The organism is Collinsella stercoris DSM 13279 (assembly GCF_020735465.1).
GTDB classification, from domain to species: domain Bacteria; phylum Actinomycetota; class Coriobacteriia; order Coriobacteriales; family Coriobacteriaceae; genus Collinsella; species Collinsella stercoris.
Map to the genome: position 1 here is coordinate 1,140,627 of NZ_CP085935.1, position 11,781 is coordinate 1,152,407.

Consider the following 11,781-nt stretch of genomic DNA (forward strand, 5'->3'; position numbering starts at 1 on the left):
TTTGCGTGGAAACACCCAGGGGCTTCCGATGGGATCGACCGATACTCGCGCCTACACCTTGAGGTAGCGCCTCATCGCGATGGCAGAGCCGAACAGGCCGATAATCACGCCCAGCAGCACCAGGGCGCCATAGGTCGCATAGTAGACCTCCATGGGCACCGCAAAGCTCATGTAGCTGATGCTGGACGCCACCTTGGGAACCACCAGATTGCGGAACAGCTCGAGCACGCCAATGGACAGAAGCGCGCCGATCATGGCCTGCAGCACGCCCTCCGTGATGAAGGGCCCGCGAATAAAGCCGTTGGACGCACCGACGAGGCGCATGATGGCGATCTCGCGGCGGCGGGCGGTGATGGAAAGGCGAATCGTGTTGTTGATGAAGATGAACGCCACGAACGTCAGCAGGGCAACCAGCACGACAGCCGCGATGCGGATGTAATTGGTGAGCTGGAACAGGCGGCTGACTTCCTCCTGGCCGTACCGCACGTTCTCGGCGACGTCCGCGTCCTTGTCATCGACCTCGGGGTTAGCGTCGTCGACGATGTCGCGGAAGTCGGAGTCGGCCTTGATCTGGTCGGCCATGGCCTCGACCTGGGACGGGTCCTCCATCTCGATGCGGAACGAGCGAGGCAGCGGGTTCTGGCCGTCGAGCGCGGAAAGCGTCGCGTCGGCGTTGCTCGAGATGGAGCTGCTGTACTCCTCGAGCGCCTCCTCCTTGCTCACGAACTCGACGTTCTTGACGTTGTCCATGTCCTCGAGCTTCTCGCGATAGCCGTCGACATCCTCGTCAGAAGCCTCATCGGAGATATACGCCTGGATGGTCACCTGGTCCTCGACGGTGCCGATGGCGGAGTTGATCAGCACCGATCCGATGATGAACAAACCGATGATGAACAGCGACAGGAAGATGGTGATGACGGCGCCGAAGGACGTCGTCCAGTTGCGGAAAAAGTGGCGGAAGGCCTCTTTGATGGAATATCCGAAATTAGAAGGCGCCATAGTTGCCGTAGCCTCCCTTCTCCTGGTCGCGGATCACGCGGCCGCCCTCGAGGGCGATGACGCGACGGTGCATGGAGTCGACCATCTCGCGGTCATGCGTGGCCACGATCACGGTCGTGCCGGTACGGTTGATGCGCTCGAGGAGCTTCATGATGCCCAGCGAGATCGCGGGGTCGAGGTTGCCCGTGGGCTCGTCGCAGATGAGCAACGGCGGGCGGTTGACCATGGCGCGGGCCACGGAGACGCGCTGCTGCTCGCCGCCGGAGAGCTGATCAGGCAGCGAGTCCATCTGCTCTGCCAGGCCCACCAGGCGCAGTACCTCGGGGACCTGGGCCTTGATGACGGCCTTGGGCTTGCCGATGCACTGCAGGGCAAAGGCGACGTTCTCGTAGGCGGTGCGGTTGGGCAGGAGCTTGTAGTCCTGGAACACCGCGCCGATCTGACGGCGCAGGAACGGGATCTTGCGGTTCTTGATCTTCATGAGGTCCTGGCCGGCGACCATCACGCGGCCGCTCGTGGGCTTGACGTTGCGCAACATGGTGTTGAGCAGCGTGGTCTTGCCGGAACCCGAGTGGCCGACGAGGAAGACGAACTCGCCGGGGTAGATCTCGAGGTTGACGTCATCGAGGGCGGGCTTGTTGGGCTGCGCCGGGTAGATCTTGGTGACATGCTCCATGAGGATGACGGGCTCGACGCCGGCCTCGCGAGCCTGACGGGCGCGGGAATCGTCCACCGGTGCGAACACGGTGGTGAAGTCCGGGTTGTTGGCGAGCGCGGCATCCAGGGAAGCCACCTCGGCCGCCTGATCGGGCGTGACCGCGGGCGCGGGCGCCGTCGCGGGGGACGGAACGCTCACGGGCGCGGCGCTGGGCGCGTCGGGCGACGGCACGTTGAACAGCGGGTTGGCCGCCGGCTGCGGGGCGGCTGCGGCCTCGCCCTGCTGAGCGGCGGCGAACACCTGCGACCCGAGCGCATCGGGCGCCGCCGGTGCATCGAAGACGGTTTGGGGAATGTTCTGCGGGACGGGCTGCTCGAACAACCGATCCTGCACGTCCGTTGACGGCGCGGCGGGCGCGGCGCCCACAGGATCGACCTGCGGCACCTGCGGTGAGGCCTGCTCGTCTCCGGGGGTACGGAAGTGGTTACCCACTAGAGCTCCTTAGAGTCGTGCGTTTGAACTACAGACTCACCTATTTTAGCAACATGGCGCCCCTACCATCAAAGCAACACGGCGGAGCCCTCACGTCACCGCCACCTCAGATGAGGGACGGGCACTAATCTGAGGTGTCAACGAGCTGCGGCCCCATGCTCTGCCTCAGATGAGGACCTCAAATTAGGGACAGTCCCTAATTTGAGGTCGGAAGGTCAGCCGATCGACTTGAAACCGTAGCCGATGGCCTCGTTCACGTCGGTGATGATGAGCATCGCGTTGGCGTCGTGCTCGTACACGATCGTCTTGATGATGGAGATTTCCCGGCGGCTCAGCACAAAGAACAGGACCGGACGGTCCTTCTTGGTCCACGAGCCCTGCGCCAACAGGCGCGTGCAGCCGCGGTCCATGGCGTGCAGGATGTCGTGCTCGATGTCCTCGTACGCGTCGGAGATGATGAACGCCGCGCGCTGGCTGTTGCCGCCGTCCACCACCACGTCCACCACGTAGCCCATGACCACCATGGCGAGCGCCGCGTACAGCGCGTTCGTCAGCGAGAACACGGGGGCGGAGGCGGCGCACACCGCCACGTCGATCGCCATCACCGTGGCGCCCACCGGCAGCGAGCTCTTGCGCGCGATGATCTGGCCGATGGTGTCCGAGCCGCCGGTGTTGGCGCCGCAGCGAAACACCAGGCCGTAGCCGATGCCCGAGACGATACCGCCCCACAGGGCCGAGAGCATCAGGTCGCTGTGGCCGACATGGAGCACGAACGGCGCGAACAGGTCGGTGAAAAAGCCGAACAACACAAAGCCGGTGATGGTCTGGACAACGTACTTGAGCCCACCGGAGCGCACGACCACCAGGATCAGCAGCGCGTTCATGACGATGGTCTGCAGACCAACGGGCAAATTGAGGCCAACGCGGCGTCCAAGCTCGGCGATGATCGTGGCCAGGCCGGTCAGCCCGCCGGCGGCGAGGCCGTTGGGAACCATGAAGGCGTCGGTGGCGAAGCCGGCGATGGCGCAACCCGCGATGATGAACGGAAGATCGCGCACGAATTGCGATTTGATGATGCGGTTGATGTCGATGCGCCGTGCCATATGCCCCCTCTTGACCACGCGGCACCTATATGTGCCCAGGCAATTCTAGCAAGGTCCACTGCATCGCGTCAAAGCGCATGCCTCACTACAGGACGCAATCAGCAGCCCCATCGACCTTGGCCGCAACGACATCATGAGGCCGCGTAATCACACCGCAGCCTCCCCTGCCGGCCCCATTCACTTGCATGCACCTCGGCAGGCAAAGGCGGACGGGCGCGCCATTCGCACCCGCCCGCCTTGCGACAGCGCCCAACCCCTTCCCGCGATGCGTTGCAAGAAGGGGCAAACGCACGAAAACGATACAGCCGCTACTCCGCCTGCTCGGTCGCCCAGCGGTGATACCCGATGATGAACGGGTCGAGGTCGCCGTCCTCCAGCACCGAATCCACGTTGCTGGTCTCCACCCCGCTGCGCAGGTCCTTGACCATCTGGTAGGGATACAGCACGTAGCTGCGAATCTGGTTACCAAAGCCGATCTCGGTCTTGGGGCCGCGGATCTCATCGAGCGTCTCGGCGCGCTTCTCCAGCTCGAGCTCGTACAGGCGGGCCTTCAGGATCTGCATGCACGCGGCCTTGTTCTGGATCTGGCTGCGCTCGTTTTGGCAGGTGACCACGATGCCCGTGGGGATGTGCGTGACGCGCACGGCGGAGTCGGTGGTGTTGACGCCCTGGCCGCCGGGGCCGCTCGCATGGTACACGTCCACGCGGATGTCGTCGGGCGCGACCTCGATCTCGATGTCGTCGGGCAGCACGGGGATGACCTCCACGCCGGCAAACGTGGTCTGACGGCGCTTCTTGGCGTCCGTGGGCGAGATGCGCACCAGGCGGTGCACGCCCGCCTCGGCGCGCAGCATGCCGAACGCGTCCTTGCCCTCGACGGTGATGGTGGCGCGGTCGATGCCGATGACCTCGGCCGCGGGGCAGTCGTTCACCGTGACCTTCCAGCCGCGGCGCGCGAAGTACTTCATGTACATCTTGAAGAGCATGAAGGTCCAGTCCTGAGCCTCCAGCCCGCCCTGCCCGGGCTTGATGGAGAGGATGGCGCTGCCGTGGTCGAACTCGCCGGTGAACCAGCTCGAGAGCTCCATCTCGTCGATGGCGCGCGTGAGCTCCTCGGCGGCAGCGGCGGCCTCCGCGATGAACTCAGCGCCGTCCTGGCCCATCTCGTCGGCGAGCTCGAGGGCGGCACGCGCGTCGGAAAGGCGCTCGTGCGCGCGGTCCACCAGGCCAACGTCGCCCTTCACCTGGGCGAGCTCGGCCATATAGGCGCGAGCCGCCTCGGCGTCGTCCCAAAACCCGGGAGCGGCGCTGGCCTCCTCGAGCTCCGTCACGCGCCCGCGCGCCTCCTCGATATGCAGATAGGCCTCAACCTCGGTCAAGCGGGCGCTGAGCGCCTCGAGCTCGGCCAAAACGGCGTCGGCGTTCGCCTCCGCCGCCATTAGCGGTTCCTGCCATGGCAGTTCTTGAACTTCTTGCCGCTGCCGCACGGGCACGGGTCGTTGCGGCCCACGTTGGCGTACGGGTCGCCGCTCTGGTCCTTGCGATACGTGCGAACGGTCGCGCCGGCGTTGCCCGCGGCACCCTGCGGCGCGCGTCCGGCGCCCGCCGTGGCAGCCTGCTGCGCGGCCTGGCGCTGGATGGTCGAGGAACCGGTGTCGCCATCGACCTCGGCGGGACCGCTCATGCGGGCGCCGGCGAGGGCCGGGTTGCGCTCGCCCTCGATGCGGGCGCGCGCGACCTCGGGGTTCTTGAACTCGGCGTGCATGACGGTGCGCAGGTAGTCCTCGTACATAGTGTCGACCAGCATCTGGAACGCGCGGAACGCCTCGGTCTTGTACTCGACGAGCGGGTCGCGCTGGCCAAAGCCGCGCAGGCCGATACCCTGCTTGAGGTAGTCCATCTCCTGCAGGTAGCCCATCCAGCGGGTGTCGATCACGCGCAGCATGACCTGGCAGTTGAGCTCCTGCATGAGGCTCTCGCCCAGGCGCTCGGCCTTGGCGTCGTACGCCTTCTCGACAAACGCCAGGACCGCATCGCAGAGCTCTGTGTAGGAGGCGTCGGCGAACTGCGGGGCATCCGGGCGGCCGGTGAGCTCGACGACCCACTTGTGCAGGCCCTCGAGGTCGCGCTCGCCCTCGTGCGAATCGACGGGGCAGAACTCGGTCACGCAGCGCTTGATGGTATCGGCGATCACCTCGTCGATGTGGTCGGAGAGGTCCTTGCCGTCCAGGATCTTATTGCGCTCGACGTAGATGACCTGGCGCTGCTTGTTCATGACGTCGTCGTACTCGAGCACGTTCTTGCGCATGGAGAAGTTGATGTTCTCGACCTTGCGCTGGGCGCCCTCCACTGCCTTGGAGATCATCTTGTGCTGGATGGGCTGGTCGTCACCCATCTCGGTGGCGACCATGAGGTTGGAGATCTTGTCCATGCGGTCGCCGCCGAACATGCGCATGAGGTCGTCCTCGAGCGAGAGGTAGAACTGCGTCTCGCCGGGATCGCCCTGACGGCCCGCGCGGCCGCGCAGCTGGTTGTCGATGCGGCGGGACTCGTGGCGCTCGGTGCCGATGACCGTCAGGCCGCCCGCCTCGACCACCCGGTCGTGCTCGGCGCGGCACACGGCCCGGGTCTTGGCCATGACCTCCTCGTATGCGCGCGCGATCTGCGCGAACGTGGCGGTGTCGACGTCGATGCCGAGAGCGCGGACGCCCTCGAGCACCCGGTTGAACACGGAGCGCTCGACCGGCTCGAGCTCCGTCTCGTCCTTGCCCAGCAGGCGCCAGTTTGCCTCGTGGAGCACGCGGTCGAGCACCTCGGCGTCGATGCCGAAGTCGTAGCCCATGAGCTCGTCGCGGGTCATCTCCTCGGCGTTGCCGCCCAGCAGGATGTCCGTGCCGCGGCCGGCCATGTTGGTGGCGATGGTGACGGCGCCCAGGCGACCGGCCTGCGCGACGATCTGCGCCTCGCGCTCATGGAACTTGGCGTTGAGCACCTCGTGCTTGATGCCGCGCTTGTTGAGCAGGCGCGAGAGCCTCTCGGAGCTCTCGATGGACACGGTGCCCACCAGGACCGGCTGGCCGGCGGCGTGGCGGTGCTCGATCTCGTCGGCGACGGCGTTGAACTTGGCGTCGATGGTGCGGTACACCAGGTCATCGTGGTCCACGCGCTGCACGGGGCGGTTGGTGGGGATCACCTGCACGGGCAGGTTGTAGATCTCGCGGAACTCGGCGTCCTCGGTGATGGCGGTACCGGTCATGCCGGAGAGCTTGTCGTACAGGCGGAAGTAGTTCTGCAGCGTGATGGTGGCGAGCGTCTGGTTCTCCTCGCGCACGAGCACGCCCTCTTTGGCCTCGATGGCCTGGTGCAGGCCCTCAGAGTAGCGGCGTCCCTCCATGATGCGGCCGGTGAACTCGTCGACGATCTTGACCTCGCCGTTGGTGACCACGTACTGCTTGTCGCGGTGGAACATGTACTGGGCCTTGAGGGCCTGCTGCAGGTGGTTGACCAGCGCGCCGGAGAGGTCGCTGTAGATGTCGTCGATGCCGAGGCGCTGCTCGATCTTCTTCAAGCCCTGCTCCGTGGCGGCGATGGTGTGCTTGGCCTCGTCCATGACGAAGTCACCGGTGGCCTCCACGGGCTCACCGGCTGCGAGCATGTCGAACTGGGCCTCCTCGCCCTGGGTGAGGCCGCGCACGGCGCGCGCGAAGTCCTTGTAGGTGCTGGCGCTCTTGGTGCCCGCGCCGGAGATGATGAGCGGGGTGCGCGCCTCATCGATGAGGATGGAGTCGACCTCGTCGACGATCGCAAAGGCGTGGTCGCGCTGGACGCGCTGGCCGGCGCGCAGGACCATGTTGTCGCGCAGGTAGTCGAAGCCGAACTCGGAGTTGGTGCCGTAGATGACGTCGCACTCGTAGGCGGCGCGCTTCTCGGTGAGGGGCATGCCGTTTTGCAGCAGGCCGACCGTGAGACCCATGAAGCGGTAGATGGAGCCCATCCACTCGGAGTCGCGCTTGGCCAGGTAGTCGTTGACCGTCACGACGTGGACGCTCTTGCCGGAAAGCGCGTTGAGGTAGCCCGCGAGCGTGGACACGAGCGTCTTGCCCTCGCCCGTCTTCATCTCGGCGATCTGACCCTCGTGCAGGGCCATGCCGCCGATGAGCTGCACGTCGAAGTGGCGCAGGCCGATGGTGCGCTTGGACGCCTCACGCACGGCGGCGAAGGCCTCGGGCAGCAGGTCGTCGAGCGTCTTGCCGGCGGCGAGGCGCTCGCGGAACAGACGCGTCTGGTCGCGGAGCTCGTCGTCGCTCATGGCATCGTAGGTGGGCTCGAGCGCGTTGACGGCGTCGACGTTCTTCCAATAGCGCTTCAGGTCCTTGTCGGAGCCGAAGGAGAGCAGCTTAGAAACGAATCCCATGTGGTTTCCTCTTCACGATGCGCCGTGGCACGCGGCGTTGCGCAGACCCGCAACCCCCGTTTGTCTCAACGCGTAGACACAGTTAAGGAAACTTTAGCCAAACTGCAAGCACCCTATGCGCAGGATGTGTGTGCTCACAGGGAAAATACGGCGAACGGCCCGGAGGCGAGCGGTGCCGGGCGAGCGGGCTGGGCGAGCGGGGGGGGGTCCGGGCAGCGGGAGCCGGGCGGGCGAACCAGACCACACGCCGAGTGTGCGCTTTTCCAACGTTTGAGGTGCCCCAAACGTTGGAAAAGCGCACACTCGATTTCCGCGACACGGCGGTTCTGCGGGGCGGCGCTTTTTCAGCACATCGTTTTTGCAGCATGTCGTTCCTGCTGAATGGCACTTCTACAAGATGGCGCTTTCGCAGCACGCCTCTTCTGCAGCGCGGCGGTCCTGCGGAATGGCGTGCACTGGAGCCTCGTTTCCCCACCGCTGCCGAATCACATCAAAAAAGTCCCGCTCCCCAAAGGGGAACGGGACTTCACGCGTACAGATGATGACGCGAGCTACTCGGCGGCAGCCTCGGTCTCGACCACAGCCTCAGCGGCGGTCTCCTCGGCAGGAGCCTCTTCGGCCTTCTTGGCGGCCTCGGCGGCAGCCTTCTTCTCGTACTCGGCGGCACGCTTGGCCTTCTCGGCGAGCTTGGCCTCGCGCTCGGCGGCCTTCTTGGCAGCGGCCTCCTCGGCAGCGGCCTGCTTGGCGGCCTTCTTGGCGGCCTCGCGCTCGAGGGCGGCCTGGGCGGCGCCACCGAACTTGTCAGCAAAGCGCTGGACGCGTCCACCGGTATCGACGAACTTCTGCTGGCCGGTGTAGAACGGGTGGCACTCGTTGCAGAGTTCGACCTGGATCTCGGACTTAGTGGAATGGGTCTTGAAGGTGTTGCCGCAGCTGCAGCGCACCGTGCACTCCACGTACTCGGGATGGATGCCAGACTTCATGGCAGGGCTCCTCTTCTGGTCACGTCCTGGTTACCGACCAGGACAAAGGGGTGACTTGGTTTCCGACCAAGTCAAAATAGCTTGTCAATGCTACCACAGGCAGCCCACGTGCGCGAGGCGGCACAAAAGGTTCACGACCTAACGTTCACGACCCAACGGCTCGCACTCAACACGAGGCACTCGACACGGCGATACCGCAATGGCTGGGCGGCGCTCGAGCCGCCCCCTACCCCGCCTGGCAGTCGTGGTAGCGGGGGCGCTTTGCCAGCGGCACGTAATCGCCCGACTCGAGCACCGAGCGGTACGCGGGGCGGATGATGCGATGCGCGCAGATGAGCTCCTCCATGCGATGCGCCGCCCAACCCGCGGTGCGCGCCACGGCGAACAGCGGCGTGAACATGGTGTCGGGGATGCCGAGCATGCGGTAGATGAACCCTGTGTACAGGTCGATATTCGCGCAGATGGGCTTGGTGGTGCCCCGCACGTCGGCCATCACCTGCGGCGCGAGCTTCTCGATGCGCTCGATGAGCTCGAACTCCGCGCCCATGCCCTTGGCGTTCGCCAGACCGCGCGCATAGCGCTTGCACAGCACGGCGCGCGGGTCGGACAGCGTGTAGACGGCGTGCCCCATGCCGTAGATCAGGCCGCTGCGGTCAAACGCCTGGCGGCGCAAGATCTTTTCCAGGTACGCGGCGAGCTCGTCCTCATCCTCCCAATTGGTCACGTGCGCGCGGATGTCCTCGTGCATCGCCACAACCTTAGCGTTGGCGCCGCCGTGGCGCGGACCCTTGAGCGAGCCGATGGCGGCGGCATAAGCGGAATACGCATCCGTTGCGGAGCTGGACAGCACGCGGCAGGCAAACGTCGAGTTGTTACCGCCGCCATGCTCGGCGTGAAGCATCAGCATGACGTCGAGCAGCATGGCCTCGGCGCGGGTATACCCGTCCTCGCCACGAAGGATCTGCAAAATCGCCTCAGCCGTGGAGAAGCCGGGCTCCGGAATGGGAACGGGCGCGCGCTTGCCACTCAGCTGGGCGATGCGGAACGTCTGGGCAAAGGCGGCAAGACGGGGCAGACGGGACAACAGTGAGATGGCAACGTCGACCTCGTGCTCGGGCGTTATGGAATCCGGATCGGAGTCGAAGGCGTAGAGCAGCAGCACGGCGCGCTGCAGCGCATTCATGATCGAGGGGCTCACCGTGGTGATGGGGAACTGGCACACGAACTCACTCGACAGATGACGATACGCGCCCAGGCGACCGTTGAAATCGTCGAGTTCGCTGGTAGTGGGCAGCTCGCCGGTGATGAGCAGATACGCGACCTCCTCATACCCAAAACGGTCCTCCTTCTGGGCATTCTCTATAAGGTCCTCGATGTCGTAACCACGCAGGATAAGATGGCCCTCGTCGGGCACGACCCGACCGTCGACCACGTTGTATCCGTGCACGTCCGAGATACGCGTGAGACCGGCGACCACGCCGGAGCCGTCCGCATTGCGCAGGCCGCGCTTCACGTTGTGGGTGCGGAACAGGTCCTCGGAGTATTCCTCAGAGGGAATATCGTGGTAGAGACGGTCGGAATTCTCATCAACGCGGCGGCTCGCCTCGTAATCGAGAACCAAGCGGCTCAGGTGATCGTCGAAGCGATAGTAGATGTTGTGGGCGTCGTACGACATAGCGGGCTCCTTATTTGGCAAGCGCCCCGGCATATCGCCGGGGCGAACGAGAAACGATGGACGGAGTCGAGGATCACGCCGCGTGCAAACATGCACCCGTCCCCAAATGGCACAGGCTACAGGCGGTACATGAACTGGAAGACATCCTCACGCTGCATCTCGACGGTGACGCCGAGCACATCACCCTTAGCGGAAAGCGCCTCTTGGAGCTCGGAGAAGCCGAGCGTCGAGGCGGACACATCGGCGATGAGGGTCATGGTGAAGATATCTTCGATGATGCTCTGCGTGATGTCGCGGATATCGACGCTCGCCTCGGATAGGACGCACGTCACGCCGGCGACGATGCCGGGGCGGTTCTTACCGAGGACAGTGATGACGACGCGGCTGGAAGAGGTCTCTGCCATGGGGTTCCTTTCGGGTCATGCGGCGATGCCGCCCAAATCATTGCAAAGTGCCCGCCCTCGACGGCGTACGGAAGACGGGTGGAGCCGCGCGGCGCTAAGCCAACATCCGGCATGTCCAAACGCACTCCATTGCGATGCAGTGTTCCCAGTCTAGCCGATTTTGCGTGCCACAAGGCACGCCGAGACCCCCGCATCGACAAATGCAATCAAATTGCAAATCTCCGCGTTACCGCAGCGACTCGAGGACTCGGCGCATCTCCGTCTGCACGGCATGGTCGACGTTGCACCCAACGACCCTGTCGGCGACAGCCTGCAAGGCGGGGCGGCCGTTGGCCATTGCGCAACCCGTGCCGACAAATCGGATAATCTCGTAATCGTTCATCGCGTCTCCAAAGGCCATGACCTCATCACGCTCGATGCCGTAATGGTCCATGAGCAACGCGATGCCCGACGCCTTGGACACCCCGGGCTGCATCGCGTCGATATAGGAGTTGCCCGAAGGCGCGAAAGTGAACAGATCGCCGAGCTCGCGCTGGAGGACATAGGCGTTGTCCATCACGTTGCCATCGTCGCAAAAGATAGTCGCCTTGATGATGTTGACCTTCGGCGACGGAAGCTCATAGATACGCTCCGCATTGGGAAGGTCCTTATCGACCTCCCGTACAAATATGTCCTCATCGTCGAGCAGGTAGGACTTTGTACGATCGAATAACGCCAAATGCATGTTAGGAAACATGGCCACAGTCCGTGCCAGGCGGCGAATCGCCAGGTGCGAGTACACCTCTCGGTCAATTTGCACACCATCCGCGTAGACTTGGGCCCCATTAGATGCGACGAAGTCCATGCTGTCCTTTATGGGGGCGAAGAACTCGCACAGTCGGTCATACCGCCTGCCCGAACTTGCCGCAAAGTGAACGCCGTGCTCCTTGAGTTCGAGGATGAGGTCGTATGTCTCGGCGGGAACCATTCCGCTCTCGTCGAGGAGGGTGCCGTCCATGTCGGAGGCGATGAGCTTGATGTGTCGTGTCATGATGACGCTTCCTTACGCGTACA

9 protein-coding genes are annotated in these 11,781 nt (G+C 64.5%); all 9 read right to left on the bottom strand.

The window, feature by feature from the left end; all coding sequences use genetic code 11:
- Positions 1–51: 51 nt before the first annotated feature.
- Positions 52–999, bottom strand: a complete 948-nt coding sequence (gene ftsX / locus LK434_RS04895; RefSeq protein ID WP_006720367.1) for a permease-like cell division protein FtsX — start codon at positions 997–999, stop codon at positions 52–54.
- Positions 986–2,149 carry a cell division ATP-binding protein FtsE gene (gene ftsE / locus LK434_RS04900; protein WP_227917885.1) on the bottom strand — a complete coding sequence of 388 codons (1,164 nt, stop codon included), beginning with the start codon at positions 2,147–2,149 and terminating at the stop codon, positions 986–988. The genes ftsX and ftsE overlap by 14 nt, the downstream gene beginning before the upstream one ends.
- Positions 2,150–2,364: 215 nt before the next feature.
- Entirely contained in the window at positions 2,365–3,252 is an 888-nt protein-coding gene (locus tag LK434_RS04905) for a YitT family protein (RefSeq protein WP_006720364.1), read from the bottom strand.
- A 308-nt stretch (positions 3,253–3,560) separates the two neighbouring features.
- Positions 3,561–4,691, bottom strand: coding sequence for a peptide chain release factor 2 (gene prfB, locus LK434_RS04910; RefSeq protein WP_006720362.1), 1,131 nt, complete (start codon positions 4,689–4,691; stop codon positions 3,561–3,563).
- Positions 4,691–7,666 carry a preprotein translocase subunit SecA gene (secA, locus tag LK434_RS04915; protein ID WP_006720361.1) on the bottom strand — a complete coding sequence of 992 codons (2,976 nt, stop codon included), beginning with the start codon at positions 7,664–7,666 and terminating at the stop codon, positions 4,691–4,693. The genes prfB and secA overlap by 1 nt, the downstream gene beginning before the upstream one ends.
- Positions 7,667–8,217: 551 nt before the next feature.
- Positions 8,218–8,649 carry a 50S ribosomal protein L31 gene (gene rpmE / locus LK434_RS04920; RefSeq protein WP_006720359.1) on the bottom strand — a complete coding sequence of 144 codons (432 nt, stop codon included), beginning with the start codon at positions 8,647–8,649 and terminating at the stop codon, positions 8,218–8,220.
- A 226-nt stretch (positions 8,650–8,875) separates the two neighbouring features.
- A complete protein-coding gene (locus tag LK434_RS04925) occupies positions 8,876–10,324 on the bottom strand; it encodes a citrate synthase (RefSeq protein WP_050754944.1) in 1,449 nt (482 codons plus the stop codon).
- 116 nt (positions 10,325–10,440) lie between these two features.
- A complete protein-coding gene (locus tag LK434_RS04930; protein ID WP_006720357.1) occupies positions 10,441–10,728 on the bottom strand; it encodes an ACT domain-containing protein in 288 nt (95 codons plus the stop codon).
- 226 nt (positions 10,729–10,954) lie between these two features.
- Positions 10,955–11,758 carry a Cof-type HAD-IIB family hydrolase gene (locus LK434_RS04935; protein ID WP_006720355.1) on the bottom strand — a complete coding sequence of 268 codons (804 nt, stop codon included), beginning with the start codon at positions 11,756–11,758 and terminating at the stop codon, positions 10,955–10,957.
- Positions 11,759–11,781: the final 23 nt, after the last annotated feature.

What these genes read in the sequence shown, in the direction of transcription:
- secA (WP_006720361.1), bottom strand. Translation starts at nt 7,666, where the DNA reads ATGGGATTCGTTTCTAAGCTGCTCTCCTTCGGCTCCGACAAGGACCTG.
- LK434_RS04905 (WP_006720364.1), bottom strand. Translation starts at nt 3,252, where the DNA reads ATGGCACGGCGCATCGACATCAACCGCATCATCAAATCGCAATTCGTG.
- LK434_RS04935 (WP_006720355.1), bottom strand. Translation starts at nt 11,758, where the DNA reads ATGACACGACACATCAAGCTCATCGCCTCCGACATGGACGGCACCCTC.
- rpmE (WP_006720359.1), bottom strand. Translation starts at nt 8,649, where the DNA reads ATGAAGTCTGGCATCCATCCCGAGTACGTGGAGTGCACGGTGCGCTGC.
- prfB (WP_006720362.1), bottom strand. Translation starts at nt 4,691, where the DNA reads ATGGCGGCGGAGGCGAACGCCGACGCCGTTTTGGCCGAGCTCGAGGCG.
- LK434_RS04930 (WP_006720357.1), bottom strand. Translation starts at nt 10,728, where the DNA reads ATGGCAGAGACCTCTTCCAGCCGCGTCGTCATCACTGTCCTCGGTAAG.
- LK434_RS04925 (WP_050754944.1), bottom strand. Translation starts at nt 10,324, where the DNA reads ATGTCGTACGACGCCCACAACATCTACTATCGCTTCGACGATCACCTG.
- ftsX (WP_006720367.1), bottom strand. Translation starts at nt 999, where the DNA reads ATGGCGCCTTCTAATTTCGGATATTCCATCAAAGAGGCCTTCCGCCAC.